Annotated in this window: 13 protein-coding genes; 11 read left to right on the top strand and 2 right to left on the bottom strand. The window is 70.9% G+C overall.

The genetic code is table 11. From position 1 onward, the window contains the following. Nucleotides 1–22 precede the first annotated feature (22 nt). The gene (locus VQ03_RS20860; protein ID WP_048452828.1) at nt 23–1,447 is read right to left on the bottom strand and encodes a sensor histidine kinase; all 1,425 of its coding nucleotides are present in this window, start codon (nt 1,445–1,447) and stop codon (nt 23–25) included. Beyond that, nucleotides 1,444–2,109, bottom strand: coding sequence for a response regulator (locus VQ03_RS20865; RefSeq protein WP_048452829.1), 666 nt, complete (start codon nt 2,107–2,109; stop codon nt 1,444–1,446). Before VQ03_RS20865 ends, VQ03_RS20860 begins: the two co-directional genes overlap by 4 nt. 182 nt (nt 2,110–2,291) lie before the next feature. Between VQ03_RS20865 and VQ03_RS20870 the strand changes: the two genes are divergently transcribed. The 11 genes from VQ03_RS20870 (at nt 2,292) to VQ03_RS20920 (ending at nt 17,286) form a co-directional block, all read left to right on the top strand. Then, nucleotides 2,292–3,380 (top strand): ABC transporter substrate-binding protein, encoded by a 1,089-nt coding sequence (locus tag VQ03_RS20870; protein ID WP_048452830.1) that lies wholly within the window; start codon nt 2,292–2,294, stop codon nt 3,378–3,380. Between the two features lie 543 nt (nt 3,381–3,923). Further along, the gene (gene tcuC, locus VQ03_RS20875) at nt 3,924–5,237 is read left to right on the top strand and encodes an MFS transporter (RefSeq protein ID WP_048452831.1); all 1,314 of its coding nucleotides are present in this window, start codon (nt 3,924–3,926) and stop codon (nt 5,235–5,237) included. Nucleotides 5,238–5,573: 336 nt separating this feature from the next. Continuing rightward, nucleotides 5,574–6,362, top strand: a complete 789-nt coding sequence (locus VQ03_RS20880; RefSeq protein ID WP_048452832.1) for a substrate-binding domain-containing protein — start codon at nt 5,574–5,576, stop codon at nt 6,360–6,362. A 350-nt stretch (nt 6,363–6,712) separates the two neighbouring features. After that, on the top strand, nt 6,713–7,615 hold the full coding sequence (locus tag VQ03_RS20885; RefSeq protein WP_048452833.1) for a LysR family transcriptional regulator: 903 nt from the start codon (nt 6,713–6,715) through the stop codon (nt 7,613–7,615). Between the two features lie 298 nt (nt 7,616–7,913). Next, nucleotides 7,914–9,488, top strand: a complete 1,575-nt coding sequence (locus VQ03_RS20890; protein WP_048452834.1) for an ABC transporter substrate-binding protein — start codon at nt 7,914–7,916, stop codon at nt 9,486–9,488. Nucleotides 9,489–9,498: 10 nt separating this feature from the next. Beyond that, on the top strand, nt 9,499–10,440 hold the full coding sequence (locus VQ03_RS20895) for an ABC transporter permease (protein WP_048452835.1): 942 nt from the start codon (nt 9,499–9,501) through the stop codon (nt 10,438–10,440). After that, a complete protein-coding gene (locus VQ03_RS20900; protein ID WP_053078683.1) occupies nt 10,437–11,360 on the top strand; it encodes an ABC transporter permease in 924 nt (307 codons plus the stop codon). The genes VQ03_RS20895 and VQ03_RS20900 overlap by 4 nt, the downstream gene beginning before the upstream one ends. After that, on the top strand, nt 11,357–12,997 hold the full coding sequence (locus tag VQ03_RS20905; protein ID WP_048452836.1) for an ABC transporter ATP-binding protein: 1,641 nt from the start codon (nt 11,357–11,359) through the stop codon (nt 12,995–12,997). The genes VQ03_RS20900 and VQ03_RS20905 overlap by 4 nt, the downstream gene beginning before the upstream one ends. A 293-nt stretch (nt 12,998–13,290) precedes the next feature. After that, complete coding sequence (locus VQ03_RS20910; protein ID WP_048452837.1) at nt 13,291–14,766, top strand: amidase; 1,476 nt, start codon at nt 13,291–13,293, stop codon at nt 14,764–14,766. 197 nt (nt 14,767–14,963) lie between these two features. Beyond that, the gene (locus VQ03_RS20915) at nt 14,964–16,427 is read left to right on the top strand and encodes a M81 family metallopeptidase (protein ID WP_048452838.1); all 1,464 of its coding nucleotides are present in this window, start codon (nt 14,964–14,966) and stop codon (nt 16,425–16,427) included. 289 nt (nt 16,428–16,716) lie between these two features. Beyond that, nucleotides 16,717–17,286, top strand: a complete 570-nt coding sequence (locus VQ03_RS20920) for an OsmC family protein (protein ID WP_048452839.1) — start codon at nt 16,717–16,719, stop codon at nt 17,284–17,286. The last annotated feature ends 146 nt before the right edge of the window (nt 17,287–17,432 follow it).

Consider the following 17,432-nt stretch of genomic DNA (forward strand, 5'->3'; position numbering starts at 1 on the left):
GCGCGCCGATCACCGGCACGCCTCACGGTCGCGGCTCGGCGGCGGTCGGGGAAGCCGGCGGGAAGGCGATCCTGACCAGCAGCCCCGGCCCGCCCCGGCTCGCGTCGTGGAGGGTCACGGCGGCCCCGATCCGGTCGGCCAGCGCCCGGACGACGGAGAGGCCGAGGCCGCTGCCCTCGGGAGCGCCGCTGCGGGCCACCCGGTAGAACCGCGAGAAGACCTTTTCCCGGTGCTGCGGCGCCACGCCCGGCCCGTCATCCTCGACCTCGGCGACGGCGCCGCCCGGGGCGTCCGCCACCCGCACCACCACCCGCGCACCGGCCCCGGCATAGCGGATCGCGTTGTCGATGACGTTGCCGAGGATCTCGCCCACGAGGGTCGGGTGGCCCGCGACCGGGACGGGCCCGTCCGGCCGCTCGTACTCGACCTCGATGCCCGCGCCGAGCGCCCGCGGGACGTGGTCGGCAAGGACGGCCGCGGCGATCCCGGCGAGGTCCAGCTCCGTCATCGCGATCGCGCCGGGATCCTCGTCGGCGCGGGCCAGCGCGAGGAGCTGGGCGAGGAGGTGCTCCAGGCGCCGCGCCGCGCCCTCGATGTCGTCGAGGGCGGCATGACCCTCGGGGGCCGCGCCGACGCCGTGGCGGCGGGCGAGGTCGACATGCATGCGCAGGACGGCCAGGGGCGTGCGCATCTGGTGGGAGGCGTCGCCCGTGAAGCGCCGCACGGCGCCCATGACTTCGTCGAGCCGTTTCAGGAGGGTGTTGAAGGCGAGCACCGGGGCCTGCGCCTCCACCGGCACCTGCGAGGCGTCGAGCGGCTGCAGGTTGACCGCACCGGGCGCGGCGCGGCGGTCGATCTCGGCGCTCAGCCGGTTCAGGGGGGCGAGGCCGCGCCCGATCCCGTGCCAGGTCAGCAACCCCACCAGGGCGAGCAGGCCCCCCTCGAGCAGGAAGAGCCCGCCGTAGAGCCGCAGCTCGAGGCTCCGGCGCGCGTCCCGCGTCTCGGCCACCTGCACCAGGACCGCGCCGGGCTTGCCGTAGACGGGTCGCGCCTGCGCGGCGACCCGGACGGGGGCCCCCCGCATCACCGCGTCCCGGTGCCGGGGGGGACCGGGCTCCACCTCGACGGCCGGGAGGGGCAGGTCGCGGTAGCCGGTGACGAGCTGGCCCCGGTAGCTGACGCTGTAATAGATCCGGTCCTGCGACTGGCTCTCCAGCATGCCGAGCGCCACCCGCGGCAGGTCCACCGTGACCTCGTTGTCCTCGTCCAGCGCGAGCCGCTCGGCGATGGCCAGGACGGAACCGTCGAGGAGGCGGTCATGCGTCGTCTCGACGACGTCCCGGATGACCAGGGCGCCGCCGAGGCCGAGCACCAGGGCGAGCGACGCGGCGGGCAGGAGCATGCGCAGCATCAGCCCGCGCCGCAGGGAGGGCCGGCGCCGGCTCATCCGGCGTCGATGAGGTAGCCGAGGCCGCGGATCGTGCGGATCTCCGGCCCGTTCGGCTGCAGCTTCTTGCGCAGGCGCGCGACGTAGAGCTCGAGGGCGTTCGGCGCCACCTCGTCGTCGAAGCCGAACACCTCGCCGGAGAGCCGCTCCTTCGGCACCACCTGCCCGGCCTTCGCCATCAGCACGGCCAGCACCGCGCGCTCCCGGCGCCGGAGCGCCAGGGGCTCGCCGTCGAGGGTCACCGCCCCGGTGGCGCGGTCGAGGGCGAGGCCGCCGCAGGACAGGACCGGGCTGGGCTGGCCCTGGCCGCGCCGGATCTGGGCGCGCACCCGGGCCTCGAACTCGGCGGGAGCGAAGGGCTTGAGCAGGTAGTCGTCCGCCCCGAGATCGAGCCCCCGCACCCGGTCCGCCACCGCGTCGCGCGCGGTGAGGATCAGCACCGGCACGGCGCTCCCCGCCGCCCGGATGCGCCGCAGCACCTCGAAGCCGGACAGGCCCGGCAGGCCGATATCGAGCACGATCAGGCTGTAGGGCTCGGACAGGGCGAGCTGCGCGGCCGTCTCGCCGTCCGCCTCGTGGTCCGCCGCGAGCCCGGCGAGCCGGAGCGACGCCACGAGGCCACGGGCCAGCGCCGCGTCGTCCTCCACGACGAGCACCCGCATTCCCCCGTCCTCCCTCGATGCGCTCACCCGCAGATCCGCGCTGCGACGGCACGGTCGCGGCGCTTGGCATCCGGCCCTTGGTATCCGGCGCTTGGCATCGCAGCGTAAACCTCTAGCCTTTGATCCTTGCCGCCGTGAGCGTCCCAGGCAACGCGAAAAATGGCGCAGGGACAGGAGTGACGATGCGCATCCTCGCCGCGGCCGGGCTGGTCGCCTTCGGGCTGGTCACCTTCGACGCCCTCCTCGGCGCCGCCCGGGCGCAGGTCGACGCGACGGTCGACGGGCCGCGCCGGGACGCCACGGAGGCGGTCCGGGAGGGAGCGGTGGTGATCCGCGCGACGACCGACGAGGCCGAGGCCGCCGGGCTGCTGGAGGGCTTCCGGCAGCTCCATCCGGGGATCGCCGTCTCCTACGCCAAGCTGAATTCCTCGAAGCTCTACGAGGAGTTCCTGGCCGAGGCCGAGACCGGCCGGGGCACGGCCGACATCATCTGGAGCTCGGCGATGGACCTCCAGGTCAAGCTGGTGAACGACGGCATGGCCGAGCGCCACGCCTCCCCGGAGGCGGCGGGGCTGCCGCCCTGGGCGGTGTGGCGCGCCGAGGCCTACGGCATCACCGCCGAGCCGGTGGCGATCGCCTATAACCGCGACCTCCTGCCCGAGGAGCGCGTGCCGCGCAGCCACGCCGACCTCCTGCGCAGCCTGACGCAGAATCCGGAGGCCTGGCACGGCAAGGTCGCCACCTACGACCCGGAGCGCAGCGGCGTCGGCTTCCTGTTCCTGACCCAGAACCTCGCGGTGACGCAGAAGACCTGGGACATGGTGCGCGCCCTGGGGCAGGCCGGGGCGAAGCTCTACACCACCACCACCGCCATGCTCGACCGCGTCGCCGCGGGCGAGGCGCTGCTCGCCTACGACGTGTTCGGCGCCTATGCCCTCGAACGGGCGAAGGACGATCCGCGGCTCGGCGTGGTCCTGCCCTCCGACTACCTGCTGGTCACCTCGCGCATCGCCTTCATCCCCAAGGCCGCCCGGCACAAGGCGGCGGCCGGGCTCTTCCTCGACTACATGCTGTCGCGGGAGGGCCAGGCACGGCTCGCGGCGCGCTCGGTGACGCCCTCCCGCCCCGACGCGCGCCGGCCCGACGATCCGGTCGTGACGGCGCCCAACCCGCGCCCGATCGCGGTCGGGCCGGAGCTTCTCACCTCCCTCGACCAGATCAAGCGCAGCCGGACCTTGAAGCAGTGGCGCCGCGCCATCGAGGGCCGGTAGGCCGCCTTCCAGGCCACGCGGGCTGGCGCACAAGGCTGCGGCGGGACAGGGAAGCCGCGCCTTCCCTTTTGCCGGACCTGCAGGCCGGCACGCCGTGACAGGTTAATGACAGGTTGCCGCCCTAACGTTCCTCCCAACGAAGATAGGAGGAAGCAGATGCAGGTCCCCGGCCCCGCCGACCGCTGAGGCGCGATCCGCTCACGCCCGAGTTCTCTCGCGCCCGAGAGGCTGACGCGCCCCCGCCTGCCGGCCCCGCCGCAACGGCGGCCCGCCCGGCCTGCCTCTCCCCTTCCCCGGCCGCATGACGCGAGGCCCCCGCCGCCCGATCGCGGCCGGCGGCCCCGCGCCGGCCCCCTCCACCATCACGGCGTCCGGCCCCGATCCTGGCCGGCGCTCCTGGACCATCCGCGCACGGGATGGACGCCGCAGCCTGGCGGCTCCGGCGCGGGCCGCCGCAGGGCGGTCGTCCCGACCCAAACCAATCCGACGGCTCGGGGCGGGAGACGACCCCGGCAGCGCCGTCACAACCCCTGGGAGGATACCATGGCGCATGTCGCCCCCGAGGACCGGTCGCGATCGAAGGTCGCCACGGTGTTGCGCGTCACGAGCGGCAACTTCCTGGAGATGTTCGACTTCTTCCTGTTCGGCTTCTACGCCACCTACATCTCGAAGGCGTTCTTCCCGGCCGGGAACGAGTACGCCTCCCTGATGCTCACTTTCGTGACCTTCGGCGCCGGCTTCCTGATGCGGCCGCTGGGCGCGATCTTCCTCGGCGCCTATGTCGACCGGATCGGCCGGCGCCAGGGCCTCATCGTGACCCTCGGCATCATGGCCGCCGGCACCATCCTGATCGCCTTCGTGCCGTCCTACGAGACGATCGGGCTGTTCGCGCCGTTCCTGGTGCTGATCGGGCGCCTGCTCCAGGGTTTTTCCGCCGGCGTCGAGCTCGGCGGCGTGTCGGTCTACCTCGCCGAGATGGCGACGCCCGGCCGCAAGGGTTTCTACGTCTCCTGGCAGTCCGGCAGCCAGCAGGTCGCCATCATGGCCTCGGCGCTGATCGGCTACGCCCTGAGCCGGACCCTCGCGCCGGAGGACGTCGCCTCCTGGGGCTGGCGCATCCCGTTCATCATCGGCTGCCTGATCGTGCCGTTCCTGTTCTACATCCGGCGCTCGCTGGAGGAGACCCAGGAGTTCCTGCACCGCAAGCACCGCCCCACCAGCAGCGAGATCTTCGCCTCGCTCGGGCGCAACTGGCGCATCGTGCTGCTCGGCATGCTGCTGGTGGTGATGACCACGGTCTCGTTCTACACCATCACGGTCTACACCCCGACCTTCGGCAAGTCCGTGCTGAAGCTGTCGGCCGAGGACAGCCTGATCGTGACCTTCTGCGTCGCGGTGTCGAACTTCATCTGGCTGCCGGTGATGGGCGCCCTGTCCGACAAGATCGGCCGCAAGCCCATCCTCCTGGTCTTCTCGGCCCTCACCCTGCTCACCGCCTATCCGGCGCTGACCTGGCTCGTCGCCAACACCTCCTTCACCAACATGCTGATCGTGCTCCTGTGGCTGTCCTTCCTGTACGGGAGCTACAACGGCGCGATGGTGGTGGCGCTGACCGAGATCGTCCCGGCGAGCGTGCGCACCGCGGGCTTCTCGCTGGCCTATTCCCTCGCCACCGCCTTGTTCGGCGGCTTCACCCCCCTGGTCTCGACCTGGCTGATCGAGGTGACCGGCAACAAGGCGGCGCCGGCCTTCTGGCTGGTCTTCGCCGGAGCCTGCGGCCTCGTGGCGACGCTCCTCATCTACCGCGAGCGGAGCCCGGTGAAGGCGGGGCTCGCCCGGGAGGCCGCCGCGGCCTGAGCCGGGTCCGCAGCGGCTGGCTGCCGGTCGCGGCGAGCCCCCGCACCGCACCGCACCGCACCGCACCGCACCGCACCGCACCGCACCGCACCGCACCGGAAACCCGAGCGGACTTGCCTTGGTTCACCGCGGCAAGTCCGCTTACCGAGGCGAACTCCGCTTACCGAGGCAAAGTCCGCTTCAAGCGCGGACACGGCCTGCCGCGGACCCTGCGGCAGGCCCTCGCCCTCCGTCACGCGGCCGGGGTCGCTCCGCGCGAAGGCCCGGCCGCACCCCATCCAGGCCGACGATCGGGAGGCCGAGAGGCGCCCGACGTCCCGTCTTCGGAGAAGATCCGTGAAACGCTTGCATGTCGTGTCCGGCCTCCTCGGCCTCGTCCTGCCGCTTCTGGCCGGGGCCGCATCGGCGACCGAGCTGCGCGTCGTCAGCTCCGGCGGCTTCGCCGCCGCCTACCGGGCCCTCGCCCCCGACTTCGAGCGCCGCACCGGCGACAAGCTCGCGACCGAGTGGGGCCCGTCCATGGGGCACACCCCCCAGGCGGTCCCGGCCCGCCTCGCGCGGGGCGAGCCGATCGATGTCGTGGTCATGGTCGACTACGCCCTCGACGACCTCATCAAGCAGGGCAAGGTGGAGGCCGACAGCCGCACCCCGCTCGCCCGCTCCGGCATCGCCGTCGCGGTGCGGGCCGGCACGCCGAAGCCCGACATCGCGACGGTCGAGGGCCTGCGCAAGACCCTGCTCGCGGCGAAGTCGATCGCCTACTCGGACAGCGCGAGCGGCGTGTATATCGAGCGGGAGATGTTCAAGCGCCTCGGCATCGCCGATGAGGTGAAGGACAAGGCCCGCATGATCCCGGCCGAGCCGGTGGCCGCCGTGGTGGCCCGCGGCGAGGCGGAGATCGGCTTCCAGCAGCTCAGCGAGCTGAAGCCCGTGCCGGGGATCGAGATCGTCGGCCTGCTGCCGCAGGAGGTGCAGCTCTACACGGTGTTCTCGGCGGGCATCGTCGCGGGCAGCCGTGAGAAGGAGGCCGCGCGGGCGCTCGTCCGCTTCCTCGCCTCGCCCGAGGCCGCCCCTGCGGTGCGGGAGAGCGGCATGGAGCCCCTCGGGGCCGGCGCCGCGCGCTAGGCAGACTTGCGTCGGCAAGCCACGGGGTCCACGACACGGCAGGTTGCGAGGGACGGGAGCGACGGCAGCCGCGCAACCTGCTGTCTATTCCAGAGCGGAGCAGGCGGCTCCGGCACCGCACGATCCCGCGCCGGTCCCCGTTCGATCCACGTGGGAGACACGCGGCGTCCGGAGTACCGCGGGTCGATGGGCCGCGCGCCGCGCCTGCCGCAGCGCGCCATGACGGTGCGGGAGTTTCGTGAGAGACACGCGCGGCGCGCTCCGTCACGGTTCGCCCGCGAGCGGATTGTTCGTCCGAGGATGTCGCGGTCGGCGCGGGCGGGGCCGGTCCATGGGAAGAACGCCCCGGCATGGCGAAGATCGTCGCTCTCCACTACTTCGCGGTCGTCACCCGCTGCACGTCGCTGCGCGACGCCGCCGCCCAGCTCGACATCCATCCCAACGTGCTGGCGCGGCACATCTCGCAGCTCGAATACTACATGGACGCGCCGCTCCTCGAGCGCGGGCCGCTCGGCATCCGGCTGACCGCGGCGGGCGAGCTGCTCGCGGCCAAGCTCGACCGGACGATCAACGAGCTCGACCATGTCGTGCGGCTGATCGACGACCTGAAGGGCCTGCGCGGGGGCCTCGTCGGCGTCCACGCCGCGGAGGGCGTCGCCTCGGCGATCCTGGTGCCGGTGCTCTCCGCCTTTGCGGCCCGCCACCCGAATGTCCGTGCCCGGCTGCGCACCGGGACCGCGAAGGATGCGGTGCGGGCGATCGAGGACGCGTCCTGCGACCTCGCCCTCACCTTCTTCGCGCCGGCCTCCGACGCGATCACGGTGGTCCGGCGGGTCCGGCTGCCGCAATTCATCATCGCACCGCCGGGCCACCCGGTGACGCGGGCGGGCGGCACGGCCTGCGCGGCGCTCGAGGGCTACCGCTGGGTGCTGCCGGGGCCGGAATTCGGCGTGCGCACCTTCATCGACCGGGCGGCGGCGGAGGCCGGGTGCCGGATCGTGCCGACCTTCGAGGCCGCCTCCCTCGACCTGCAGCGCACGCTCATCGTGCAGGCCGGGGCCCTCGCGGTGCTGCCGCGCGCCGCCTTCGCCGACGAGATCGCCGCCGGCACGATGATGGCGGTGCCGTTCCCCGACACGATGCCGGTCGAGACCTCCCTCGACCTCTGCGTCCCGGCCGACCGCCAGCCGAGCTTCGCCGCCGAGCGCCTGCGATGCGACCTGGAGGCCGCGCTGCTCAAAGTGAGGGCCTGACAGGCCGGGGAGTGCCACGAAAAGCGGTGCACGCCTCGCACGATTTCGTCGTAGTCAGCCCGGCCGCCCTCCCGCATCCTGCGTCGGTCTGCAGCGGCATGGTCACGTCAAGACCTTCACGGCCCCGCCTCTGCTGTCCCGAGACTTGAATTGAGCCGAAGTCTTCGGCGCAACCGACTGGCTTCGGCCTCAGCCGGAAAGCTGGTCTGTCGATTGCATGACCCTGCATCGCGGGCATTGTGGGCCCGCACCTGAACGTGTCGCCGCCCGGCCGGCGCAACTGCGAGGAGAAAGCTTGATGGCGTTTCGTCGGTCCGTTCTCGGCCTGGTCGCCGCAACCGCGGCCCTGCTCGCGCCCGAATGCGCACCGGCGCAGACGCTCAAGGCGGTGATGCATTCGGACGTCAAGATCGTCGATCCGATCTGGACCACCGCCTACATCGTCCGCAACCACGGCTACATGATCTACGACACGCTGTTCGCGCTCGACGGCAACGGGGAGGTCAAGCCGCAGATGGTCGACACCTACACGGTGTCACCCGACAACCTGACCTACACGTTTACCCTGCGTGACGGCCTCAAGTGGCACGACGGCAAGCCGGTCACGGCGGAGGATTGCGTCGCCTCGATCAAGCGCTGGGCCGCCCGCGACTCGCTGGGCCAGAAGCTGATGACCTTCGTCGAGGGCATGACCGCCGACGACGCGCAACGCTTCACCGTCAAGCTGAAGTCGCCGACCGGGCTCTTGCTGTTCGGCCTCGCCAAGCCGTCCTCGAACGTGCCGTTCATGATGCCGAAGCGGGTCGCCGAGACCGACCCGAACCAGCAGATCTCCGACTTCACCGGCTCCGGCCCCTTCGTGATGAAGGCCGACGAGTGGAAGCCGGGCGACAAGATCGTCTACACCAAGTTCAAGGACTACAAGCCGCGGTCCGAGCCGGCCTCGGGGCTGGCCGGCGGCAAGGTGGTCAAGGTGGACCGGGTCGAGTGGCTGGCGATCTCGGACCAGCAGCAGGCGGTGAACGCGCTGCTCGCCGGCGAGATCGACCTGATCGAGCAGCCGGCCTACGACCTCATCCCGCTGCTCAAGGGCGATGCCGGGGTCAAGCTCGTCGACTACAACCCCCTCGGCCTGCAATACGCGATGCGGCCGAACCACCTGATCAAGCCCTTCGACAATCCGAAGGTGCGCCAGGCCCTGACCTACGCCCTCAACCAGACCGACTTCCTCCAGGCGGTGGTGGGCGATCCCGATTACTACAAGGCCTGCAAGGCCCTGTTCGTCTGCGGCTCGCCGATGGCCACCGACAAGGGGATGGACGGGCTGCTCGAATCCAACTTCGCCAAGTCGAAGCAATTGCTGAAGGAGGCGGGCTATGACGGCACGCCGATCGTCCTCCTGCACTCGACCGACCTGCCGACGCTGACCAATCTCGGCCCCGTCGCCAAGCAGCTCCTCGAGAAGGGCGGCTTCAAGGTCGATATGCAGTCGTCCGACTGGCAGACCGTGGTGTCGCGCCGGGTGCGCAAGGATCCGGCCGACAAGGGCGGCTGGAACCTGATGAACACCTCCTGGGTCTCGGCCGACATCCTGAACCCGGTGATGTCGAGCTTCGTGAACATGAGCTGCGAGAAGGCCCCGTTCGGCTGGCCCTGCGATGCCGAGATGGAAAAACTGCGCGACGACTTCGCCCGCGAGGTCGACCCGGCCAAGCAGAAGGCGATCGCCGAAGCCGTGCAGACGCGCTGGCGCGAGGTCGTGCCCTACATCCCTCTCGGCCAGTTCTACATCCCGATCGCGGCGCGGAAGACCGTCACCGGCATCCTGACCGCCGCGGCGCCGGTGTTCTGGAACGTCGAGAAGAAGAAGTAAGCGGCCCGCCATGCTCGGCTACGTCCTCCGGCGGCTCGCTGCCTCCATCCCGGTCCTGGCGATCGTGGCGGTGCTGGTCTTCCTGATGCTGCGGCTCACCCCCGGCGACCCGGCGGCGGTGATCGCCGGGGACAACGCCTCGAGCGAGCAGATCGCCCAGGTGCGCCACCAGCTCGGCCTCGACCAGCCCTTGCTGGTCCAGTTCCTGATCTGGATCGGCAACCTGCTGCAGGGCAATTTCGGCGAGTCGTTCTTCTTCAAGAAGAGCATCGGCGACTTGATCCTCGGGCGGGTCGAGCCGACCCTGTCGCTGGCCGCCGCCACGATGCTGATCGCGGTCTGCGTCGCGATTCCCCTCGGGGTCGTGGCGGCCTACCGGCACGGCTCCTGGCTCGACCGGATCGTGATGGGCGCCTCGGTGCTCGGCTTCTCGGTGCCGGTCTTCGTAATCGGCTACGGGATGATCTACGTGTTCGCGATCACGCTCGGCTGGTTCCCGGTCCAGGGCTACCAGCCGCTCTCCGCGGGCTTCGGCGGCTACCTGCACCGGCTGGTCCTGCCCGCGCTCACCCTGTCGGTCGTCTACATCGCGCTCATCGCCCGGATGACCCGGGCGAGCGTGCTCGAAGTGCTGAACGAGGATTACATCCGCACCGCCCGGGCCAAGGGCCAGGTCGAGCGCAAGATCCTCTTCCGCCACGCGCTCAAGAACGCCGCGGTGCCGATCGTCACCGTGGTCGGCATCGGCATCGCGCTCCTCATCGGCGGGGTGGTGGTGACCGAGAGCGTCTTCGCGATCCCCGGCCTCGGCCGCCTCACCGTCGATGCGGTGCTGGCCCGCGACTACCCGACGATCCAGGCGCTGATCCTGCTGTTCTCGGGCGTCTACGTCCTCATCAATCTCCTGATCGACCTGACCTACAGCCTGTTCGACCCGAGGATCCGCCATTGAGTGCCGAGCCGACCTTGCTGGCGCCCGCCGTCGCGACCCTGCCGCCGCCCCGGACGCTGCCTGCGCGCCTCCTGCGCAACCCCGTCGTGGCGCTCGGCACCGGCTTCCTGCTGCTGATGGCACTGATCGGCGCGTTCGCGCCGTTCCTCGGCACGCTCGATCCGACCGCGATCAACCCGGCAACCCGCAACCGCCCGCCGGGCTTCGAGCGCACGCTCCGGGCCGAGGACGGCAGCACCACGACCTTCCGTCACCGGATGGGGACCGACAGCCTGGGGCGCGACGTCTATAGCCGCGTCCTCTACGGCGCCCGGGTGTCGCTGGTGATCGCCGTCGCGGTGGCCACCATCGCGCTGGCGGTCGGCCTCCTGCTCGGCCTCGTCGCCGGCTACATCCGCCCCCTCGACGGGCCGATCATGCGGCTGATGGACGGGCTGATGGCGATCCCCGGCATCCTGCTCGCCATCGCGGTGGTGTCGCTGTTCCGGGCCGGACTCCCGGCGGTCATCGCGGCGATCGTGGTGCCGGAGATCCCCCGGGTGGTGCGGCTGGTGCGCTCGATCGTGCTCTCGGTGCGGGAGGAGCCCTATGTCGAGGCCGCGGTCATGGCCGGTACCCGCCTGCCGCAGCTGATGGCGCGCCACATCCTGCCCAACACCATCGCGCCGCTGATCGTGCAGGGCACCTTCATCGCCGCCTCGGCGATCCTGGTCGAGGCGGTCCTGTCCTTCCTCGGCATCGGCATCCCGCCGGAGATCCCGAGTTGGGGCAACATCATGGCGGAAGGGCGCAACCTGTTCCGGGTCTACCCCCACAACATCCTGTATCCGGGGATCTTCCTCGGCCTGACGGTGCTCGCCGTGAACATGCTGGGCGACGGCCTGCGCGACACCCTCGATCCGAAGATGACCGGCCGATGAGCGACACGCCCTCCCCCGTCCTCGACATCGCGGACCTCGCCATCGCGCTCCCGGGCGGCGGCGACCGGCTCCGCGCCGTCGACGGCGTCTCCTTCACGGTCGCCCCCGGCGAGATCGTCTGCGTCGTCGGCGAATCCGGGTCCGGCAAGTCGGTCACCGCCTTCTCGGTGATGGGGCTGCTCGCCCGGGTGCTGAAACCCGTCGCCGGCGCGATCCGGCTCCTCGGCGAGGACGTGCTGACGGCGAGCCCGCAGCGCCTGCGGGCTTTGCGCGGCGACCGGATGGCGATGATCTTCCAGGAGCCGATGACGGCGCTGAACCCGGTGCTCACCGTCGGCGACCAGATCGAGGAGGTGTTGCGCATCCACACCGACCTCGGGCCGAAGGAGCGCCGGGCCAAGGTGCTGGCGATGCTGGAGGCCATGCACCTGCCCGATCCGGAGCGGATGCACGCCTCCTATCCGCACCAGCTCTCCGGCGGCCAGCGCCAGCGCGTGATGATCGCCGCCGCCCTGATCCTCGATCCGGCGCTGCTCATCGCCGACGAGCCGACGACGGCGCTCGACGTCACCACCCAGGCGCAGATCCTGCGGCTGATCCGCGAGATGCAGGAGCGCCGCGGCACCGGCGTGCTGTTCATCACCCACGATTTCGGGGTGGTGGCGGAGATCGCCGACCGGGTGGTGGTGATGCAGCACGGCCGCATCGTCGAGCAGGGGCCGGCAGACCAGGTGCTGGGCCATCCGCAGCACCCCTACACCAGGATGCTGATCGCCGCCGTGCCGACGATGACGCCCGCGAGGCGGCCGCCGGTGACCGGGGCGCTGGCGCTCGAGACCGCGGCCTTGAGCAAAACCTATCGCAGCGGCGGCCTGTTCAAGAAGGCCCGCGAGGTCCACGCCGCCGCCGACGTGGCGCTCAGGATCCGCCGCGGCGAGACGGTCGGCATCGTCGGCGAGTCGGGCTCCGGCAAGTCCACGGTCGCCCGCTGCATCGCCCGGCTGATCGCCCCGAGCGCGGGGCAGATCATGGTGGGAGACCAGGACATCGCCCGCCTGCCCGAGCGCCGCTTGAGGCCGCTGCGCCGCAAGATCCAGGTGGTGTTCCAGGATCCGTTCCGCTCCCTCAACCCGCGCCGGACCGTCGGCGACTCGATCATCGAGGGGCCGGTGAATTTCGGCAGCGACGCCAAGGCCGCGACGGCGCGGGCCCGCGACCTGATGAGCCTCGTCGGCCTCGATCCCGCGGCGCTCGCCCGCTACCCGCACCAGTTCTCCGGCGGCCAGCGCCAGCGCATCGCGCTCGCCCGGGCGCTCGCCATGGAGCCCGAGATCCTGATCGCCGACGAGGCGGTCTCCGCCCTCGACGTCTCGGTGCAGCGCCAGGTGCTGGCCCTCCTCGACGACGTGCAGCGGCGCTTCGACCTCGCGATCCTGTTCATCACCCACGACCTGCGGGTGGCGGCCCAGATCTGCGACCGGCTGATCGTGATGCAAAGCGGCCGGATCGTCGAGGAGGGTCCGACGGCGGAGGTCTTCGCCCGGCCGACGGCCGCCTACACGCGGGCGCTGATCGAGGCGGCGCCGGGGCGGGAGTTCGGGCGGGGGGAACGGCTTCAGGAAGCGGCGTCCGCCTGATGCAAACCCGTCGTGACGAGTCGCGGGATCCCCTCTCCTGGCGATGCCGGGCTTGCCAGAGATCCTTGCCCGGTATCGCTGCAAGGTGTGGGAGAGGGGTAGGGGCGATCGACGATCGCGCGAGGGTGACACGCTTCCGTGTAAAGCGCCAAGGGTAGTGCTGGCAGCGGAAAGGTTCATTCCTCTTGCTGCACCGTCTCCACCCTCACTCCTCTCCCACATGGGAGAGGGTGACGCGCCTTGTCTTGCAATGACGACACCATTTGAATCGTAACAAGAACAGGATCAAGCCAATGACCCTCGCCATGAGCTGGGAGGAATGGGCGCAGCACGATGCCTGCGCCCTCGCCGCGCGGGTGCGCGCCGGGGAAGTGACGGCGGCCGAACTCGCGGCCCAGGCGGCGGCCGGCGTGGCGCTGACGAACCCGCAGACGAGCGCCGTGATCGAGCTGTTCGACGACGCCATCGCGGATCCGGCGCGGAACGGCACCAACCTGGACGGCGCCTTCGCGGGCGTGCCGTTCCTGATGAAGGATCTCGGGCCGACCCTGAAAGGCCGGTTGCAGGAAATGGGCTCGCTCCTGATGCGCGGCAACCGCGCGACGAGCGACAGCCACCTCACCGGCCAGATGCGCCGGGCCGGGCTCAACCTGATCGGCCGCACCACCACGCCGGAATTCGGGGTATGCAGCTCGGCCGAGAACCCGGCGGTCTACGTCACCCGCAATCCGTGGAACCTCGACTACACCACCTGCGGATCCTCGGCCGGGTCGGCCGCCGCGGTGGCGGCCGGCGTGGTGCCGATGGCCCACGCCACGGACGGGGGCGGCTCGATCCGCATCCCGGCCGGCGTCAACGGCAATCTCGGGCTCAAGCCCTCCCGCGGCGTGTTCTCGATCGCGCCCTACGGCTCGGACCTCACCAGTATCGTGTCGATCCAGGGCTGCCAGTCGTGGAGCGTGCGCGACACCGCCGCCTTCGTCGATCTGTGCCGCGGGGCTGCGCCGGGCGAGTTCATGCCGTACTGGACCGCGCCGGAGCCCTACGCGACGCTGATCGGTCGCGATCCCGGACGGTTGCGCATCGCGCTGTCGCATGAATGGGGCGATTACCGCGCCGTGCCGCACCACGTCGCCGAGCTGGAGCGGGTCGGGCGCTTCCTCGAAGGCCTCGGCCACCATGTCGAGTGGGCCCTGCCGGCGGTCGACATCCGGGCGGCTTTCCAGGCCCAGACCACCTGCTACATCACCAACTTCGCCCAGACCATCAACGGGCTGATCGCCGCCAAGGGCCTCGACCGGCCGCCCGAGGGCCTGGTCGAGCCGATGAACATCCGGATCTGGGAGGCCGGGCGCCACGCGAGCTACACCGAGCGGGCGGCGATGCAGGCCACCTTCAACACCACGGCGCGCGGCTTCGGCGCCTTCTTCGAGGAATGGGACATCATCCTCACCCCGATCACCGCCCTGCCGACGCCGCGCGTCGGCACCACCGAGTACCTGACGATCAGCGACGAACCGTCGGTCTACGACTGGTTCGAGAACCTGTGGCGCAACTTCGCCTACACGCCGCTCGCCAACCTGTGCGGCCTGCCGGCTTTGTCGATGCCGCTCGCCTGGAACGAGCACGGCCTGCCGCTCGGCATCCAGGCCCAGGCGGCCCAGGGCCAGGACGGGCTGCTGCTGCAGCTCGCCGCGCAGGTGGAGCGGGCGATCGGGGGGAAGTGGAACGATGGGAAGCGGCCGGGGGTGCATGTGGCGGCGGGCTGACGGTCGGCCGACGCGTCGAACAGCCTGCAAACCTGCCTGATCTCACCATGACCTCGTCCTGAGGTGCGGGCGATCTTCGATCGCCAACACCTCAGGACGAGGTCGAAGGCGGGATAAACCGTCATCGCCGCCGGAGACCGCGCGGACGGCGATATCCGAACCCGCCCTGCACCAGCCGATCATCAGGAGACCCACCCGTGAAGCTCTTCATCGCCGCGCTCGGCACAGAGACCAACACCTTCTCGCCGATCCCGACCGGGCGCGCGGCCTTCCTGGACGACCTCTACGTCGAGGCCGAGGCCTCAAGCCGCTCGGATCACTGGTTCGCCGGACCGATGCGAGTCTGGCGCGAAAGGGCTGAGGCCGCCGGCTACGCGGTCGTCGAGAGCCTGGCCGCCTTCGCGCCGCCCGGCGGGCCGACGCGCCAGGACGTCTGGGAGGCGTTGCGCGACCGCGTCCTCGGCGATCTCAAGGCCGCCGGCCCGGTCGACATGGTCCTGTTCAACCTCCATGGCGCGATGATTTCCGAGCGACAGGACGATTGCGAGGGCGAGCTCGTCGCCGCGGCACGCGAGATCGTCGGGAGCGAGGTGACGATCGGGGTCGAGCTCGACCTGCATTGCCACCTGACCGACCGGATCGTCACGGCCGCCGACGTGCTGCTGACCTACAAGGAATACCCGCATGTCGACGTCGACGACCGGGCGCGGGACCTCTTCCGCCTCTGCGACGACGCCCGGGCCGGCCGGACCCGGCCGGTGATCGCGGTGGCCGATTGCCGGATGCTGGCGGTGTGGCGCACGCCGAACCAGCCGACCCGCGGCTTCGTCGACCGGATGAGCGCCGCCGAGGGGCGGGACGGGATCCTGTCCCTGTCGCTCGCTCACGGCTTTCCCTGGGCCGACATCCCGGATGTCGGCGCCAAGGTGGTGGCGGTGACCGACGGCGACTTGGGCCTCGCCGAACGCAAAGCCGCGGCGCTGGCCCGCGAGCTGTGGGAGATGCGGGAGGCGACCACCGACCGGCTCCTCACCCTCGACGAGGCGGTGCAGGTGGCGCTCGCGCCCCCGGCGGGCGTGACGGTTCTGGCCGACGTCTCGGACAATGCCGGGGCGGGCTCGGCGAGCGATTCGACCTTCCTGCTGCGCGCGCTCGTCGAGGCCGGCGCGACGCGGTGCGCCATCGGCAGCTTCTGGGATCCGGTGGCGGTCCGGCTCTGCCGCGAGGCCGGCGAGGGCGCGCGCCTGGCCCTGCGCATCGGCGGGAAGACCGGCCCGATGTCGGGCGATCCCGTCGACCTCACGGTGCGGGTGCTCGGCATCCGGCCCGACGCGGTCCAGACCTACGGCAACGGCAAGCAGCCGATGGGCGATTGCGTGATGGTCGAGGCGGGGGGCCTGCACATCGTGCTCAACGCCCTGCGCACCCAGGTCTTCCAGCCGAGCGTGTTCGAGCAGTTCGGCGTGGCCTTGAGCGACTACGCCACCGTGTTCCTGAAGTCGGCGCAGCACTTCAATGCCGGCTTCGCCCCGCGGGCCGACCGCATCCTCCACGTCGCGGTGCCGGGCAGCGCCAATCCCGATTTTTCCGCCCTGCGCCTGCCGCGGGCCGGCCGCCCGCTCTGGCCGATCGTCGCCGATCCGTTCGGCGAACCGGCCTGATTGCGGCGCCTCGCCACCCTCCCCTCCACGGCCTCATCCCGGGGTCGTGGGTGGGAGGAGTAGCCGCTATCGGCTGAAAGCGGCTGTCATGGACCGAAGCGGACGGCATGAGCGGCACCCCTGAGAAGAATCTCCCTGCCATACCGCCAGTTCTCGCAAGTCTGTCCCAGCAAGTCATGGTATAAAACAATCCCGTTTCGTTGACCGTTTCTGCCGAAAACGACAAGATCAAGGCCTCTCGACACACAGGGCGCGACGCGTGACGGCGCGCCCGATGCATGGGGCCGGCATGACATCGCTCAACGAATACTTGGTGGAGAAGCGCGCGGCACTGGCGGCGCGAAAGGCGCGGATCGAGGACGGCAGCCTGGTGGCGGTGCCGCTCTCCGCGACGGTGAGCGTCGAGGGCCGCAGCGGCGTGCGCCGGATCCGGATCCGCGACCACCAAGTCGTCACCGATTCCCCGCCGGACTTCGCCGGCTACGACCTCGGGCCCGGCTCGCCGGAATTGCAGCTCGGCATCCTCGGCAGCTGCCTCGCCCATTCCTACCTGATCCAGGCCGCGCGCCTCGGCGTGCCCCTCGATGCGGTCGAGGTCGCGGTGAACGGGCAGATCGATGCCCGGGCCGGACAGCCGGGCTTCGAGGCGGTGCCGGTGGCCCCGCACGACCTCGCCTACACCGTGCGGATCGTCTCGCCGGCCGCGCCGGAGGCGCTGGCGGGCCTGCAAGCCGAGGTCGACCGCGCCTGCCCGATCCTCAACCTGCTGCGCGCGCCGCAGGCCGTGCACGGCACGGTCGAGCACCGGAGGCCGGCAGCGTCGGATCCGACGCCCGCGGCACAGGCCCGGGCGGCCTGACGCGCCCTCCCCCTTCCCCCCTGCCTCTTACACACATCTCCGAACCCACGAGACCGTACTAAAACTCGTATCGCGTCTTCTGCTTGAAAAAAAACACACGTAGAAGACGAACGAGCCAGTATTCGCGTTGCAGAACTCTACGCAGT

The sequence above is a fragment of the Methylobacterium tarhaniae genome (assembly GCF_001043955.1).
GTDB classification, from domain to species: domain Bacteria; phylum Pseudomonadota; class Alphaproteobacteria; order Rhizobiales; family Beijerinckiaceae; genus Methylobacterium; species Methylobacterium tarhaniae.

Excerpts from the sequence above, each read along its gene's own strand:
- VQ03_RS20860 (WP_048452828.1), bottom strand. The coding sequence starts at position 1,447 with ATGAGCCGGCGCCGGCCCTCCCTGCGGCGCGGGCTGATGCTGCGCATG.
- VQ03_RS20865 (WP_048452829.1), bottom strand. The coding sequence starts at position 2,109 with ATGCGGGTGCTCGTCGTGGAGGACGACGCGGCGCTGGCCCGTGGCCTC.
- VQ03_RS20870 (WP_048452830.1), top strand. The coding sequence starts at position 2,292 with ATGCGCATCCTCGCCGCGGCCGGGCTGGTCGCCTTCGGGCTGGTCACC.
- tcuC (WP_048452831.1), top strand. The coding sequence starts at position 3,924 with ATGGCGCATGTCGCCCCCGAGGACCGGTCGCGATCGAAGGTCGCCACG.
- VQ03_RS20885 (WP_048452833.1), top strand. The coding sequence starts at position 6,713 with ATGGCGAAGATCGTCGCTCTCCACTACTTCGCGGTCGTCACCCGCTGC.
- VQ03_RS20890 (WP_048452834.1), top strand. The coding sequence starts at position 7,914 with ATGGCGTTTCGTCGGTCCGTTCTCGGCCTGGTCGCCGCAACCGCGGCC.
- VQ03_RS20895 (WP_048452835.1), top strand. The coding sequence starts at position 9,499 with ATGCTCGGCTACGTCCTCCGGCGGCTCGCTGCCTCCATCCCGGTCCTG.
- VQ03_RS20905 (WP_048452836.1), top strand. The coding sequence starts at position 11,357 with ATGAGCGACACGCCCTCCCCCGTCCTCGACATCGCGGACCTCGCCATC.
- VQ03_RS20910 (WP_048452837.1), top strand. The coding sequence starts at position 13,291 with ATGACCCTCGCCATGAGCTGGGAGGAATGGGCGCAGCACGATGCCTGC.
- VQ03_RS20920 (WP_048452839.1), top strand. The coding sequence starts at position 16,717 with ATGACATCGCTCAACGAATACTTGGTGGAGAAGCGCGCGGCACTGGCG.